The organism is Cystobacter fuscus DSM 2262, from assembly GCF_000335475.2.
GTDB lineage: Bacteria > Myxococcota > Myxococcia > Myxococcales > Myxococcaceae > Cystobacter > Cystobacter fuscus.
The window spans coordinates 1-14,487 of the sequence record NZ_ANAH02000008.1 but is presented as its reverse complement, the minus strand read 5'-3'; the positions used below and the strand labels follow the sequence as shown (position 1 = coordinate 14,487).

13 protein-coding genes are annotated in these 14,487 nt (G+C 70.1%); 8 read left to right on the top strand and 5 right to left on the bottom strand.

Annotation, left to right across the window (positions count from 1 at the left end; translation table 11 throughout):
- Nucleotides 1-49 precede the first annotated feature (49 nt).
- The 6 genes from D187_RS14935 to D187_RS14910 all read left to right on the top strand — a co-directional run bounded on the left by D187_RS14935 (nucleotide 50) and on the right by D187_RS14910 (nucleotide 5,990).
- Complete coding sequence (locus D187_RS14935) at nucleotides 50-973, top strand: HEAT repeat domain-containing protein (protein WP_002626166.1); 924 nt, start codon at nucleotides 50-52, stop codon at nucleotides 971-973.
- Nucleotides 974-976: 3 nt separating this feature from the next.
- Nucleotides 977-1,618 carry a hypothetical protein gene (locus D187_RS14930; protein WP_020918048.1) on the top strand — a complete coding sequence of 214 codons (642 nt, stop codon included), beginning with the start codon at nucleotides 977-979 and terminating at the stop codon, nucleotides 1,616-1,618.
- Entirely contained in the window at nucleotides 1,615-2,940 is a 1,326-nt protein-coding gene (locus D187_RS14925; protein WP_002626163.1) for a homoserine dehydrogenase, read from the top strand. Before D187_RS14930 ends, D187_RS14925 begins: the two co-directional genes overlap by 4 nt.
- Nucleotides 2,941-3,054: 114 nt before the next feature.
- Entirely contained in the window at nucleotides 3,055-4,056 is a 1,002-nt protein-coding gene (locus D187_RS14920; protein ID WP_002626161.1) for a biotin--[acetyl-CoA-carboxylase] ligase, read from the top strand.
- A 15-nt stretch (nucleotides 4,057-4,071) separates the two neighbouring features.
- A complete protein-coding gene (locus tag D187_RS14915) occupies nucleotides 4,072-4,842 on the top strand; it encodes a type III pantothenate kinase (protein ID WP_002626159.1) in 771 nt (256 codons plus the stop codon).
- A complete protein-coding gene (locus D187_RS14910) occupies nucleotides 4,839-5,990 on the top strand; it encodes a hypothetical protein (RefSeq protein ID WP_002626157.1) in 1,152 nt (383 codons plus the stop codon). The genes D187_RS14915 and D187_RS14910 overlap by 4 nt, the downstream gene beginning before the upstream one ends.
- 78 nt (nucleotides 5,991-6,068) lie before the next feature.
- Here the strand turns inward: D187_RS14910 and D187_RS14905 are convergent, their stop codons facing one another.
- The 4 genes from D187_RS14905 to ald all read right to left on the bottom strand — a co-directional run bounded on the left by D187_RS14905 (nucleotide 6,069) and on the right by ald (nucleotide 10,826).
- The gene (locus D187_RS14905; protein WP_002626155.1) at nucleotides 6,069-7,751 is read right to left on the bottom strand and encodes a response regulator; all 1,683 of its coding nucleotides are present in this window, start codon (nucleotides 7,749-7,751) and stop codon (nucleotides 6,069-6,071) included.
- Between the two features lie 173 nt (nucleotides 7,752-7,924).
- On the bottom strand, nucleotides 7,925-8,755 hold the full coding sequence (locus D187_RS14900) for an anti-sigma factor family protein (protein ID WP_002626153.1): 831 nt from the start codon (nucleotides 8,753-8,755) through the stop codon (nucleotides 7,925-7,927).
- A gap of 69 nt (nucleotides 8,756-8,824) precedes the next feature.
- The gene (locus tag D187_RS14895) at nucleotides 8,825-9,481 is read right to left on the bottom strand and encodes a sigma-70 family RNA polymerase sigma factor (RefSeq protein WP_002626150.1); all 657 of its coding nucleotides are present in this window, start codon (nucleotides 9,479-9,481) and stop codon (nucleotides 8,825-8,827) included.
- 208 nt (nucleotides 9,482-9,689) lie between these two features.
- On the bottom strand, nucleotides 9,690-10,826 hold the full coding sequence (gene ald, locus D187_RS14890) for an alanine dehydrogenase (RefSeq protein ID WP_002626148.1): 1,137 nt from the start codon (nucleotides 10,824-10,826) through the stop codon (nucleotides 9,690-9,692).
- Between the two features lie 135 nt (nucleotides 10,827-10,961).
- Between ald and D187_RS14885 the strand changes: the two genes are divergently transcribed.
- On the top strand, nucleotides 10,962-12,266 hold the full coding sequence (locus tag D187_RS14885; RefSeq protein WP_002626146.1) for a radical SAM family protein: 1,305 nt from the start codon (nucleotides 10,962-10,964) through the stop codon (nucleotides 12,264-12,266).
- A gap of 9 nt (nucleotides 12,267-12,275) precedes the next feature.
- Nucleotides 12,276-13,724, top strand: coding sequence for an amidase (locus D187_RS14880; RefSeq protein ID WP_002626144.1), 1,449 nt, complete (start codon nucleotides 12,276-12,278; stop codon nucleotides 13,722-13,724).
- A 28-nt stretch (nucleotides 13,725-13,752) separates the two neighbouring features.
- Here D187_RS14880 and D187_RS57820 read toward each other — a convergent pair.
- A partial coding sequence (locus tag D187_RS57820; RefSeq protein WP_245591722.1) for a response regulator occupies nucleotides 13,753-14,487 on the bottom strand: 735 nt, incomplete at its 5' end.

Sequence of the window (14,487 nt, the reverse complement as noted above, 5' to 3'; positions counted from 1 at the left end):
CGCGCTCCGGGCGTGAGGGGCGCGCGGGACTGGGTTAGGGTAGGCCGGTATGAAGTCCGGCCTGCTCCCTTTCCTCGTGGCGCTGTTGCTGCTCGGCGCCTGCCGCTCGCGCGAGCCGCGCTTCCCGGTGGAGCACGTCTCGCTCAAGGGCGCGACGGTGATCGACAACGGTCTGCTCGGATGGTCCGCGTCGGACATCCAGGCGCTCTTCACGGACGTGCTGCGAGACAGCCGCCGCTTCGAGTTGCTCTCGGAGGACGCACCCGAGCGGAGTGAGCCGGGCTCCTGGTCCTTCACGCTCGAGCTGCCCTTCACCCGCGAGGCGCTCAAGGACGGCGGCACGTACTCCTTCGCCGAGGTGGGCGCCACGCTGGTGATGGAGCGGCGCTCGGGGGAGGGTACCCAGCGCTACCAGGTGGTGGGGCTGGGCGAGGTGCGCGTGGAGGCCAAGGACGCCGAGGCCCGGCGCAAGGCGCTGCGCGAGGCCCTGCGGCGCGGGCTCGTCCAACTGGCCGACGCGGCCAGACTCCAACTGGCGGCGGTGGGGCGCCCGGACGGGGCGTTGGTGATGGATCTCCAGTCCCCGGACGAGCGGGTGCGGGAGTTCGCCTTGCGCGTGCTCGCCGAGCGGCGCAACCCCGCGGCGGCCCCGCTGCTCATCCGCCAGTTGCAGGACGAGGATCTCCAGGTGGCGCGCCAGGCGATGGGCGCGCTGGTGGAGATGAAGGAGAGCGCCGCCGTGCCCGCGCTCATCGAGCTGGTGAAGGAGCGGGACGTGGGCTTCATGCAGGAGGTCGTCTTCGCCATCGGAGAGATCGGCGGGGCCGAGGCCGAGGCGTATCTCTTCACCGTGGCACAGGGGCATGATCAGCCCGATGTCCAGGCCGCGGCCCAGCAGGCGCTCGATACACTCTACGCGGCTCACAAGCTCGCCACCCCGGAGGCGCGCGGCACGGACCGCGCGGAACACTGAGACATGAAGCTCTCGTCTGTCGTCGTACGAATGGCCCTCGGGGCCACGTGGGTGCTGGGGGCTGGCGCGTGCGCGGGCCGGCAGCCGGTGGCCGACTCCGCGTCCGAGTCCTCCTCGCGTGCCACCGAGTCGCTGTCCGCGTACTACCCGCTGGCCGTGGGCAACCGCTGGACGTACCGGGTGAATGGCCGCGAGGACAAGCCGGTGTCGGTGGAGGTGCTCAAGGAGGAGGACGGCTACTTCCACGACAGCCAGGGCGGACAGCTCACCGTGGACGCCTTCGGGGTGCGCGACCGCAAGCGCTACCTCTTGCGCGGGCCGCTCACCGAGGGCAGCCAGTGGACGAACGTGGTGTCCGTGGCGTCCACCGAGCGCTACCGCATCCTCCAGGCGGACGTGCCGTGTGAGACGCGCGCGGGCGCCTTCCCCACGTGTGTCCGGGTGGAGGCGAGCAACCGCGTGGACGCGAACACCACGCTCATCAACGCGCTCACCTTCGCGCGGGGCGTGGGCCTGGTGCGCATGGAGCTGTTCGTCCAGAAGAGCAACGGCGAGCGCCTGCCGCAGACGTCGCTGGAGCTGGTGTCCTATCAACTCAACCCTGGGGCGCCGACCGCGCGAGGCCAGGCGGAGGCAGCGCCATGAAGGAGATTGGAATCGCCCTGTTGGGGCTGGGCAACGTGGGACTGGGGACGTACCGCATCCTCACGCAGCACGCGAAGGACATCGAGCGGCGGCTGGGCGCTCGGGTGCGCGTGCATCACGTGCTGGTGCGCGAGCCGGGCCGCGCGCGTCCCGAGGACGTGCCCTCGGCGCTCATCACCCACGACATGAAGACGATCCTCGCCAACCCCGAGGTGTCGGTGGTGGTGGAGCTCATGGGGGGCCTGAGCCCCGCGCGCGAGTACGTGGAGCAGGCCATCGCCTCGGGCCGCCATGTGGTGACGGCCAACAAGGCGCTCCTGTCCGCGCACGGCGAGGCGCTCTTCTCGAGCGCCATCGCCCGGGGCGTGGACGTGCACTTCGAGGCGGCCGTGTGTGGCGGCATCCCCATCATCCGCACGCTGCGCGAGGCGCTCGCCTCGGACCGGGTGGAGTCGCTCACGGGCATCGTGAATGGCACCACCAACTTCATCCTCTCGGCCATGGCGGACGAGGGCTCCACGTACGCGGACGCGCTGCGGCGCGCGCAGGAGCTGGGCTACGCCGAGGCGGACCCCACGCTGGACGTGAGCGGCATGGACGCGGCGCAGAAGCTGTGTCTGCTCGCCTCGCTGGCCTTCTCCGCGCGCGTGTCCCCCGGGTCCATCCTCGTGGAGGGCATCTCCACGCTCACCCCGGCGGACATCGCCCATGGGCGCGAGGCGGGCTTCGTGCTCAAGCTGCTCGCGCGGGCGCGCCGGGTGTCGGACGGGTTGGACGTGCGCGTGCACCCGGCCTTCATCCCCGCCGCCAGCCCCCTGGCCGACGTGAAGGGCGGCTTCAACGCGGTGCTGCTCCAGTCCGCGGCCCTGGGTGCCTCGCTCTTCTCGGGCCTGGGCGCCGGAGCCCTGCCCACGGGTAGTGCGGTGGTGTCCGACATCATCGACACCTGCCGGGGCCTGCTGGCGGGGGTGTCGGGCCGTCTGCCCCTGCCGTGCGCGCCCAACGTGCAGGACGTGCCCCTGTTGCCTCCGGGGGAGCGCCGCGGGCCCACCTACCTGCGCTTCTCCGTCAGCGACGAGCCCGGCGTGCTGGGCCGCATCGCCAGCGTGCTCGGCGAGAAGGGGGTGAGCATCAACTCGGTGCTCCAGCGCCCGCCCCGCCCCGAGGACACGCACGCCACCATCGTCGTCTTCACCCACGACACGCGCGAGGCGGACGTCATCGCCGCCGTGCAGTGGATTGACTCGCTGCGCAGCACCCGGGCCCCCACCCAGGTCATCCGCATCGAGGAAGGCCCCGGTCTGCTGCTCTCCGGCCGCTAGCTGGCCGCCAGGAGGGCAGGCGAGCGGCTTGATCGACAGGAGGGGAGGGGGCCGGGTTGAAAGTCGGATCGCGCCTCCCTACCCTGTGGGCCTTTTTTCAGGAAGGCAGGCCCCATGGGTGTCGAGAGCGCCGAGCAGACGTACGAAGAGATCATCCTTGGTTTCCTCGTGGAGGGACGGGATGAGTTCTGTTCGGGCGAGGCGCTCTCGGACAAGCTGGGCCTGTCGCGCACCGCCGTGTGGAAGCACGTGGAGTCGCTGCGCGGCAAGGGCTACCGCATCGACGCCGTGCCCGCGCGGGGCTACAAGCTGGTGGACGTGCCGGACAAGCTCACGCCGCTGGAGCTCACGCCGCTGCTGTCCACGCACCACCTGGGCCAGCAGATCCACTTCCACGAGAGCCTGCCGTCCACCAACGTGACGGCCTTCCAGCTCGCCGCGGAGGGCGCCGAGCACGGCGAGGTGGTCATCACCGAGCAGCAGACGGCGGGCAAGGGCCGCCGGGGCCGGGTGTGGACGTCGCCCCCGGGGGTGAACCTGTACTTCTCCGCCATCCTCCGGCCGGAGCTGCCGCCGCAGCGCGCCTCGGAACTCACCCTGGTGGCCGCGGTGGCGCTCGCCGAGACGCTGCGCGAGCAGGACGCCGACGCGCGCATCAAGTGGCCCAACGACGTGCAGATAGATGGGCGCAAGGTGGCGGGTATCCTCACCGAGCTGTCCGCAGACCCGGACCAGGTGCACTTCGTGGTGCTGGGCGTGGGCGTCAACCTCAACTCCGGCCCCGAGGACTTCCCGCCCGAACTGGCGGAGACGGCCACCTCGCTGTCGCGGGTGCTCGGCCGGCGCGTCAACCGGGCGCTCTTCACCAGCTCGCTCTGGGGGCGGCTGGAGGAGTGGATGGATCTCCACCACGAGGTGGGCTTCGAGCCGGTGCGCCAGCGCTGGGTGGAGCTGTCCTCCACGCTGGGCCAGGAGGTGCGGGTCCGGACGGACCGGGCGGAATTGCGCGGTGTGGCTGAAGACATCGACGCGGCGGGGGCGCTGCTGGTGCGCACGCCGGAGGGGCGCCTGGAAAGGGTACTCGCCGGGGATGTGGAGCAGGTGCGGCCCCGCTAGACTGCGTGGCGAGCCATGCTTCTCGCCATCGACGTGGGCAACACCAACACCGTGTTGGGGGTATACGACGGCCAGCGTCTGCTGAGTCATTGGCGCGTGGAGACGAGCGCGCGCCGCACCTCCGACGAGCTGGGCATCCTGCTGCGCCAGCTCTTCCTCGCCAGCGGCATCGAGCCGGGCGCGGTGAACGCGGTGGCCGTCTCCAGCGTGGTGCCGCCCTTGCAGTCCCATCTCGGACGCATGAGCGAGCGCTACTTCAAGACGCGTCCGCTCTTCGTGGGGCCCGGGGTGAAGACGGGCATGCCCATCCTCTATGACAACCCGCGCGAGGTGGGCGCCGATCGCATCGTCAACGCGGTGGCCGCCTACGACAAGCACCACCGGGGCCTCATCGTCGTGGACTTCGGCACCGCCACCACCTTCGACGCGGTGACGCCCCGGGGCGAGTACCTCGGGGGCTCCATCTGCCCCGGCATCCACATCGGCATGGAGGCGCTCTTCCAGAACGCCTCCAAGCTGCCGCGCGTGGAGTTCGCCCGGCCTCCGCACGTGGTGGGCCGCAACACGGTGCACTCCATCCAGTCCGGACTCTTCTTCGGGTACGTGGCCATGGTGGATGGCCTGTGCGCGCGGATGAAGGCGGAGCTCGGATTCGAGACGCACGTGGTGGCCACCGGCGGCCTCGCGCCCCTCGTCGCGGGCGCCTCCACGCACATCCAGGAAGTCGACGAGTTCCTCACGCTCGAGGGACTGCGCATCATCTACGGAAGGAATCACACCCCATGAGCACCGCCCCGCAGCCTCCCGCCGCGACTCCCGCCGGCTGTCCCATCTCCGCGGAGGTCCTCCCGCCCAACACGCGCAAGCACGTGGACCCCGCCGCGCCCGTGCCCCTGCGGATGATGGCCGCCAAGGCCATGGTGCCGCTGGCGCCCGTGGACATGCTCGGCGCGCTCTTCATGCTCACCTTCGACGCGGACGCGAGCGTGCGCGAGACGGCCACCAAGACGGCCGCCGCCCTGCCGGACCGCTTCTCCGCGGGCCTGCGGGACGAGAACGTCGCGCCCCAGGTGCTCGGCTGGCTCCTGCCGCTGTTGCGCACCAAGGACGCCTTCGCGGAGATGCTCGTGCTCAACACCACCACGCCCGACGAGGCCGTGGCCCAGGTGGCGCGCGACTGCAGCGCGAAGGTGGCGGAGATCATCGGGCAGAACCAGCTGCGCGTGCTGCGCCACGAGGACATCCTGCGCCAGCTGTGCACCAACCCCAACGCGAGCCCCGCGTTGATCGACAACGTGTGTGACTTCGCCGTGCGCAGCGGGCTCGCGCTCGCGGACGTCCCCCAGATGCAGGCGGCGCGCGTGCGTCTGTTCGGGCCCCAGGCCGCCGCCGCCGTGCCGGAGCCCGGCCCCACCGCCGAGGAGGTCATCGCGGAGTTCCAGGCCGACGGCGCCAACGAGAAGGTGGAGGACGAGGATCCCAATCCTCCGCCCATGGAGGAGGTCAAGCGGCAGAGCCTCACCCAGCGCATCATGAAGATGAGCATCGCGCAGAAGATCAAGCTCGCGACGCTGGGCAACAAGGAGGCGCGCGGCCACCTCCTGCGCGACACCAACAAGCTCGTCTGCACCGCCGCGATCCGCAGCCCGCGCATCACCGCGGGCGAGATCCTCAACTGCGCCGGCAACAAGGCCGTCAACGAGGAGATCCTCCGCTACATCTACAACAGCCGGGAGTGGACGAAGAACTACAAGATCAAGATGGCGCTGTTGAAGAACCCCAAGCTGCCGCTCGCCGTGGGGATGAAGTTCCTCAACACCCTGCGCGAGAACGACGTCAAGGACTTGTCGCGCGACAAGAACGTGCCGTCCGGCCTCCAGGGCGTCGCCAAGAAGATGCTGGAGAAGAAGAACGAGAAGAAGGAAGAGAAGTAGGGCCGTCTTCCGCGGGGCAGGGGGCGCGAGGCCCCCGCTCCAGCACGCGCCCGCCCGGGAAGGACGGGCACGAGGGGCTCAGGCCACCGCTTCCTCGTCGTCGTGGATCGCCACCGGCTGCTCTTCCATGAGCTGCGAGGCGATGGCCAGCGCCTTCTTCGCCTTCTCGCGCACCTTCTCGTCGGCCTTGATGCGCGTGTAGAGGCGAGCCACCCGGCCCTCGTTGCGGGACACCGCGTCCTCCAGCTCGGTGACGCGCCGACGCAGCTCGTCGCTCTCCTGGCTGGCCTGGGCGCGAGCATCGTCCAGCTCCGCCCGGGCGGCGTCCACGTCGTTGCGCGCCAACGTCAGCTCCGCCTCGAGCTGATCCGCCCGCGCCCGGAGATCCTCCACCTCGCCCGACTGCATCTGGTACTGCTCCACCTCGGCCTGCAGCGCCGTGGCGCGCGCCGTGGCGCTCCGGGCCTCTTCCTTGAGTGCCGTGGCCTGTTGCTCCACGCGCCGACGATCCATCAGGAGCTGCTCCGCCTTGGCCTGCAGCACCTTGAGCTGCGAGTCCTTCCGGGCGAGCTCCTCGGAGGAGCCGTTGGTCTGCTGCTCCAGCGCGAGCAGACGATCCTGCTGCTCGACGATCTCCTGCTCCTTCTGGTTCAGCTCCGTCTTGAGCCGGAGGATCTCCCGATCCTTGCGGTTGGAGGCCTCGCGCAGCGTCAGGGTGGCCTGATCATTCTTGCCGGCGCTGGACTTGAGCGTCTCCAGCTCGGTGGTGCGCGACTCCAGCTCGGCTTCCAGCTCGGCCACGCGGGACTCGGCGGTGCTCGCCTGGTTGCGGGCATCGTCCAGGGCGCCTTCCAGCTCGGCCACACGGGCGCGCAGGTTGCGCAGCTCCGCCATGTCCGCGGCGGAGGCCGCGGGGGCGCTCGGGGCCGTGCGGGCCGGGGCCGTGACGCGGACGGGGGCCGGGGTGGGAACAGGGGCCGGGGTGGGGGCCGCGGCACGGCTCGTCACCGCGGGCATCACCATGGAAGGGCGGGGCACCGGAGTGGGGGCGGGCGGGGGCGCGGTGGGCATCCGGAAGCCCACCATCGTCTTGTCGTCGCTGACGCCCAGCGAGTCCAGCTCGTTGTCGTCCCCGCCGCCGCTCAGGTCATCCAGGCCACCGTAGTCCTCTTCCGGCGAGCGCAGCTCGTCGGGCGCTTCCACCGGCTCCTCGATGCCGCCGAGCGGCTCGCCCGGCTCGCCGAAGGGATTGTCGAGTGAGAGATCATCGCCCTGGCTCTCCAGCGGCTCGCCCTCGATGGCCAGCTCCTCGCCCTGCATCGGCGCATCGCCCGAGCCGTCCAGGTCCCCGAGCGCGAAGCCGTCGTCGACGACCTCGCCCGCGGGCAGCTCCGGGAAGCCGATGAGCCCGCCCACGCGCTCCACCAGCTCCTCGGGGTTCACCGGCTTGGAGACGTAGTCATCCGCGTGTGCCTTGAGCTTGCGGTGCTGCGCGAAGCCGTCCGGGTTGCCGATGATGATGATGGGGATGGGCTTGAGCTCGTCGTCCTTCTTGAGCTTGCCGCAGATGAGGTAGCCGTTCTGCCCCGCGGACAGGTCCACCGCGAGCACCACCAGATCCGGCCGCTCCTGACGGATGCGCTCCACACTCCCCTTGCCGTCGGTGGTCTCCTGCGCCGCGAAGCCCCGGGCCTCCAGGGCCTCTCGCAGCGTCGCGGAGAGCGTGGTGTCACTTTCGACAATCAGGATGTTCTTGGACATGGAAGAGGTGCCGGACCAGGAGGAGCGCGCGCTTCCCGCGGTGGGACGCGGGAGCGACGAGTCTGGAAGAAAATCGCTCGGAGGCTATCGGCGCACACCCAGACCGTCAATCTTCGGTCCAAGAGGGGGCCCGGCCGTCAGGCTGCTGGGAGAAGCGAGCAACCCGAGCCGGATCAAGGATGTAGCGACACGGGGAGCACGGGCACGGACGGCGTCGTCGGCGCCACGGCCGCGGCCTTCTGGGCCGACTGCTCGGCGAGCATGCGGCGGATGTCCGCTTCGTTGAGATCCGACACCAGCTCGTAGACGAGCTCCCCGTCGCGCCACATGGCCACGTTGTAGCCGAGGCTGGAGCCGACCTGCACCGCGGGAAGGGTGGGAGCCTCGACCTCGCGCCGGGCGTCATCGAAGACGAACACCCCGATGCGCCGCGCGGGTCCGCCCTGGCCTTCCGCGTTGTGCTCGTAGCTGATGTACGCGGCGGGGCGATCCGTCACGTTGGAGATGCGCGCGCCGGACAGCCGCACATCGTGCAGCCGGGGCACGGACACGCGGTGATCCAACTTGCCGTCGAACCACGCCTCCACGTTCTCGTGCGACACCCCGACGATCTCCACCGGGAGCTTCTTGGTGTGGCGCCGGACGGCATCCTCCATGTAGCGCTGGCGGTGCTCGGGGCGCAGCGCCATCCAGGTGCCACCGCCCACGGTCACCAACACCAGGGCCGCGGCTCCCATGCGCAACCACGCCGCCTGGGCCGCCCGGCGCTGCTCCTGGTGGAGATTGGCCTGGAGCCGGGAGCGTAGGGCCGCCGGGGCCCGGGACGTCTCCACGGAGTGGCGCGCGGCCCGGCGCAGCGACTGCCTCAACTGCCCCTCCGCGTGCACCCGGCGCGCGCACGTGGCGCACCCCTTCAGGTGCGCTTCCGCGCTCACGCGCTCCTCGGGTTGGAACTCCCCATCGAGGTACAGGTAGAGAATCGACTCGAATTCCTGGCAGGTCATGAGCGCTCAGGGAGGGGTGAAGGCGGTGGGCCCGTGGAGAAATATTTCTCCGGGCCCATCAACCTCGGACTACCCCACCTTCTTCCTGCGACGATACTCGTCCAGGCTCGCCGTGGCGTTCTCGAGATTCACCGGCTCGCCACCCGCCTCCTGACGCAGCACGCCGGTGCCCTCGGCGTACTCCTTCAGGGTCTTCTGCAGCAGCTTGCGGCCCCGGAACAGCCGGCTCATCACCGTGCCCACGGGACACTCGAGGATCTCCGCGATCTCCTTGTAGGAGAACTCCTGCAGGTCCGCGAGGATCACCACCAGCCGGAAGTCGATGGGCAGCGCGTCGATGGCCCTCAACACGTCGTCCGACAGGAGCCGATCGAAGAAGTACTGCTCGGGGTTGGCCGCGAAGTCCGTGGCGTCCCGGCTCACGAAGCGCTCATGTACCGCCTCGCGCTCCACACCTTCCACCACACTGCGCTCCTTCACCTTGCGGCGATAGCGGTTGATGAAGGTGTTGGTGAGGATCTTGAACAGCCAGGCCTTGATGTTGGTGCCCCGCTCGAACTTGTCGAAAAAGCGGTAGGCCCGCATGCAGGTGTCCTGCACCAGGTCCTCGGCATCCCGCTCGTTCTTCGTCAGCCGCAAGGCCGCGGAGTACAGCGGATCGAGGTGGGCCAGGGCCAGTTCCTCGAACTCCTGCTTGGTCCGATTGTTCTGCCTGAAGTCCAGCATGCTCCCGCCTTCCAAAGGCCCGAAATTGCAGGCAAATGAGTCGTGGTCCACCCGTCAATGTATGTACGGGAACAGATTGGACAACAAGCCAATCACCTCGCGCCGTTTGCACGGCTGCCCGAAAGGGCAGGAGACGCGCGGGGGGAAAACTTATTCCCGTCCCCCCCGCTGAAAAGGGGGGGGACGTCGGTTCAGGTAGGACGAGCGACTACTTCGCCGCACCCTTGGCGCCGATGGCGTCGAGGATGGGCAGGTAGCTGTAGCCCAGGTCCTTGGCGACGGTCTCGTAGGTGACGTGGCCGTTGTAGGTGTTGAGGCCGCGGGCGAGCGCCTTGTCGGACTTGATGGCCTCGACGAGGCCGAGGTCGGCGATCTTGCGGGCGTAGGGCCGGGTGGTGTTGGTGAGGGCGAAGGTGGACGTCTGGGGGACGGCGCCCGGCATGTTGGCCACGCAGTAGTGGACGACGCCGTGCTTCACGAAGGTGGGGTTGTCGTGGGTGGTGGGCACGCACGTCTCGATGCAGCCGCCCTGGTCCACCGCCACGTCCACCACCACGGAGCCGGGGCTCATCTCGGCGATGAGGGCCTCGGAGACGAGCTTGGGCGCCTTGCCGCCGGGGATGAGCACGCCGCCGATGACGAGATCCGCCTCGCGCACGCTGCGCGAGATGCTCTCCGAGTCCGAGGCGAGCGTGGCCACGCGGCCGAGGAACACGTCATCCAGGTAGGTGAGGCGCTCGAGGTTGATGTCGATGAGCGTCACCTCCGCGCCCATGCCCACGGCGACCTTGGCCGCGCAGGTGCCCACCACGCCGCCGCCCAGCACCACCACGCGGCCGCGGCGCACGCCGGGCACGCCGCCCAGGAGGATCCCCTTGCCCCCGTGCGCCTTCTCCAGGCACGCGGCGCCCACCTGGATGGCCATCTTCCCGGCCACCTCGCTCATGGGCTTGAGCAGCGGCAGGCTGCCGTCATCCAGTTGGATGGTCTCGTAGGCCACCGCCGAGGCGCGCTTCTTCACCAGCGTGCGGGTGAGCTCCGGGTCCACGCCCGCCAGGTGGAAGTAGGTGTAGATGATCTGCCCGTCCTGGATGCGCTCGTACTCGGGCGCGATGGGCTCCTTGACCTTGACGACCATCTCGGCGCGCTTCCACACCTCGTCCGCGGTCTGGACGATCTGCGCGCCCACCCGCTGGTACTCCGAGTCGGGGATGCCCGACCCACCGCCCGCATTGGTTTCGACGAGCACGGTGTGACCCGCGCTGGTGAGCGCACGGACCCCCGCCGGAACCATGCCCACCCGGTACTCCCGGGTCTTGATTTCCTTGGGAACGCCGACAATCACGTGGAATGCCTCCAGATGCGCCGCGATCCAGGCGCGGCGAAAAGCGGGCGGACCCTAGGCAGGGCCCTGGGGGGAGTCAAGACGCGCCCAGGCATGCGTCGAAAGCCGCGCCCTTCAATGGTAGTTAACGGGATCATGACGCAGGCACCGAAGTTGTTGTTCGCGGATCCCAAGGGCCGGGTGATGGAGCACCCCTACCTGTTGGCCACCTTGCGCAGTGGGGAGGAACTCGTCCCGCCGCAGGACAAGCCCATTCCGTTGCCCTCCGCGGGACGGCTCGTGCATCTGCCTGGCCGGCTGCCGGTGGGGCTGAACCCGGAGACGGGCGAGTTGGAGCTGGTGCGCGAGATGAAGCTGGAGGGGAAGACCTTCGTGCCCAGCGCCGTGGGCGCGCTGTTGCCCCCGGGCTACACGCGCACGTTCCTGCCCGGCGAGGTGAAGGCCTCCGGGCCGGTGCTGCCGCAGTGGGCGTACACGGCCGCCGCCTGGGGCGAGGACGGCCCGGTGGCGTGGGCCATCCACACCGACAAGCGCTCGCACTGGGAGCCGGAGCGCTATTCCACCCCGGAGCTCAAGAAGCTGGTGGACACGCACCTGGCGCGCTTTCCCGGCAACCGCGTGCTCAAGCAGCTCACCACGTGCGCCATGCTCTACCGGTGCTTCACCTCGCAGAACATCTTCTACGTGCGCGACGAGGGCGCCATCCCCGCCTCGGTGATGTGCAACGCGCGCTGCGTGGGCTGCATCTCGGATCAGCCCGCCGACGGGCCGCCCGCCTCGCACGAGCGCATGGATGACGGGCCGAGCGCCGAGGAGATGGGCGCCATTGGCCTCTACCACCTGGAGCACGCGCCGGGCCGCACCATGGTCAGCTTCGGCCAGGGGTGCGAGGGCGAGCCGCTCACGCGCTGGAAGTTCATCGCCGAGTCCATCCGCTACATGCGCGCCCACTCCTCGCGCGGCTCCATCAACATCAACACCAACGCGAGCCTCACCCACGGCCTCGAGGCGCTCTTCGACGCGGGCCTGGACGCCATCCGCGTGTCGCTCAACTCGGCGGTGAAGGATCTCTACGAGGCCTACTACAAGCCGGTGAAGTACGGCTGGGAGGACGTGGAGGCGTCCATCGCCCTGGCGCGCGAGCGCGGGGCCTACCTCGCGCTCAACCTGCTGCTCTTCCCGGGCGTCACCGACCGGGAGGGCGAGGTGCAGGCGCTGGCGAAACTGGTGAAGAAGTACAAGGTGGATCAGGTGCAGACGCGCTCGCTGTGCATCGATCCCATCCAGTACCTGGAGGTGGCGCGCGACAAGGGCGCGGGCGGAGAGCCGGTGGGCATCCGCGAGCTGCTGCGCCGGCTCAAGGCGGCCCGGCCAGGGCTCGTCATCGGCAACTTCGCGCGCGGTCTCGACGAGCGACAGGGGCGAGGGGATCGGGCATAGACTCGGTGGATGCAAGAACTCGCCTTTCTGCCCGCCCATGAGATGGCGGAGCGCGTGCGCCTTCGTGACGTGTCCGCCGTGGAATTGCTGGAGGCCCATCTCCAGCAGGTGGCGCGCAACAACGTGCGGCTCAATGCCCTCGTGACATTGGACGAGGCGCGGGCGCGGGCGCGGGCGCGCGAGGCCGACGAGGCGCTCGCGCGCGGCGAGGTGTGGGGGCCCCTGCACGGCGTGCCCCTCACCATCAAGGATGCCTTCGAGACGACGGGGCTGCGCACCACGAGCGGCTTCGAGCGCCTGGCGGACTACGTGCCAAAGCGGGACGCGACGGTGGTGGCCCGGCTCAAGGCGGCGGGCGCCGTCGTGGTGGGCAAGACGAACCTGCCCCGGCTCGCGCTGGACACGCAGACGCACAACACCGTCTTCGGCCGGACGAACAACCCCTGGGACGTGGAGCGCACGCCGGGAGGCAGCTCCGGGGGCGGCGCGGTGGCGGTGGCGGCGGGGATGAGCCCCCTCGAGGTGGGCAGTGACATCGGCGGCTCCATCCGCATCCCCTCGCACTACTGCGGCGTGTTCGGCCTCAAGCCCACCGATGGCCGCATCCCCCTGTCCGGCCACATCCCGGGCCTGCCGGGCACTGCGCGCGGCGTGCGCCACCAGGGCGTGGCCGGGCCGCTGGCGCGCACGGTGGAGGATCTGCGGCTCGCGCTGCGGATCCTCTCCGGGCCGGATGGCGTGGACACGGAGATGCCCCCGGTGCCCTTCCAGGAGGTGCCGAGGCGGGAGCTGCGCTCGTACCGCTTCGTGTGGACGGACGACTTTGGCGGCATGCCCGTCTCGGCACAGACGCGCGCGGCGCTGGCGGGACTGGCGCGGACCCTGGAAGGGGCGGGGTGCGTGGTGGAGCGGCGCACGCCGGAGATCGACTTCGACGCGGTGTGGACGGCCTGGGGCCAGTTGCTGGGCGCCGAGGTGGGCGCGGAGATCCCCCTGCCTGCCCGCGTCATGACGGCCCTGCACTTTCGCTCCATGCGGGGCGACTCGGCCATCAACCGCGGCATCGTTCGTGGGCTGTGGGGCCGGATGACGGACTACGTCCAGGCGCTCTCGGTGCGCGATCAGATGATGGCGAAGGTGGAGGACTTCCTCGTGGGGTGGGACGCCTGGCTGTGCCCGGTGACGATGGGCGCGGCCTTCACCCACCGCCCGAGCGGAGACTGGGTGGAGGTGGACGCACGGCGCGTGCCGTACATGGAGGGCACGTGCGGCTTCTCGAACTTCTTCAACCTGACGGGACACCCGGTGGTGGCGATGCCGCTGCCTCCCGCGTCCGGGCGGACACTGCCCCTGGGCGTCCAGGTGGTGGGCCGGCGGTGGAAGGACGAGGCCCTGCTGTCCGTGGCCGAGGCCCTGGCCGAGGTGGCCGGTCCCTTCCGGCGCCCACCGGGCGTGTAGCGGCGGGCTCCGGGAGGAGGGGAGGGGACTACTCGTTCGGGACGACCGGGTTGAGCTCCTTGGCCACCAGGTTGCCCAGCACGGCGTCCTTGGGCACGTAGCCATCGGCGCCGGCCTCGCGGCAGATGCGCTGCAACTCCTCCACGTTCTCCCCGGAGCACAGCAGCACCTTGATGCCCTTGAAGAGGCTGTTGCTCTTGATGAACCGGCAGAACTGCTCGCCGTTCACGTTGGGCATCCGCACGTCCAGCAGCACGAGGTCCGGACGCGTCTGCTTCTTGAGGATGATCTTCGTCGCCTTGTCCGCGGAGTCGGCGATGTGCACCTCGAAGCCCTTGGTCACCAGGTCCGCCTCGATGATGCGGGCCGTCATCTCGCTGTCGTCGACGATGAGGATGCGCGGCTTGCGCCCTCCCGCCGCCGTCATCTTCGCCGCCGAGGGGAAGCCTCCCGACACCGCGGGCGCGGTGGGAGCGGGAGCCACCTCGGGAGCGGCGGCCACGGGCGGAGTTTGATGCGCCATGGGCGCCGGAGACATCGCGGGAGCCGTCGTGGGCGCACGCACGGGCGTCGCGGCGGGCCGCGCCGTGGGGACGGCGGTGCCTGGAGCGGCGCCAGGGACCGGAGTCGTGGGCCGCATCTGCCCGGGGGCCGCTCCGGGAACACGAGGCGCCATGGTCGGGTGGGCCGGGGTGGCGGCTCCTCCCACGGCGGTGGCGGGACGAGGCGGCGTCACCTGTCCCGCGACGGGGGGGCGCGGCGC

What these genes read in the sequence shown, in the direction of transcription:
- D187_RS14900 (WP_002626153.1), bottom strand. Translation starts at nt 8,755, where the DNA reads ATGACCTGCCAGGAATTCGAGTCGATTCTCTACCTGTACCTCGATGGG.
- D187_RS14910 (WP_002626157.1), top strand. Translation starts at nt 4,839, where the DNA reads ATGAGCACCGCCCCGCAGCCTCCCGCCGCGACTCCCGCCGGCTGTCCC.
- D187_RS14925 (WP_002626163.1), top strand. Translation starts at nt 1,615, where the DNA reads ATGAAGGAGATTGGAATCGCCCTGTTGGGGCTGGGCAACGTGGGACTG.
- D187_RS14905 (WP_002626155.1), bottom strand. Translation starts at nt 7,751, where the DNA reads ATGTCCAAGAACATCCTGATTGTCGAAAGTGACACCACGCTCTCCGCG.
- D187_RS14915 (WP_002626159.1), top strand. Translation starts at nt 4,072, where the DNA reads ATGCTTCTCGCCATCGACGTGGGCAACACCAACACCGTGTTGGGGGTA.
- D187_RS14895 (WP_002626150.1), bottom strand. Translation starts at nt 9,481, where the DNA reads ATGCTGGACTTCAGGCAGAACAATCGGACCAAGCAGGAGTTCGAGGAA.
- D187_RS14920 (WP_002626161.1), top strand. Translation starts at nt 3,055, where the DNA reads ATGGGTGTCGAGAGCGCCGAGCAGACGTACGAAGAGATCATCCTTGGT.
- D187_RS14880 (WP_002626144.1), top strand. Translation starts at nt 12,276, where the DNA reads ATGCAAGAACTCGCCTTTCTGCCCGCCCATGAGATGGCGGAGCGCGTG.
- D187_RS14930 (WP_020918048.1), top strand. Translation starts at nt 977, where the DNA reads ATGAAGCTCTCGTCTGTCGTCGTACGAATGGCCCTCGGGGCCACGTGG.
- D187_RS14935 (WP_002626166.1), top strand. Translation starts at nt 50, where the DNA reads ATGAAGTCCGGCCTGCTCCCTTTCCTCGTGGCGCTGTTGCTGCTCGGC.
- D187_RS14885 (WP_002626146.1), top strand. Translation starts at nt 10,962, where the DNA reads ATGACGCAGGCACCGAAGTTGTTGTTCGCGGATCCCAAGGGCCGGGTG.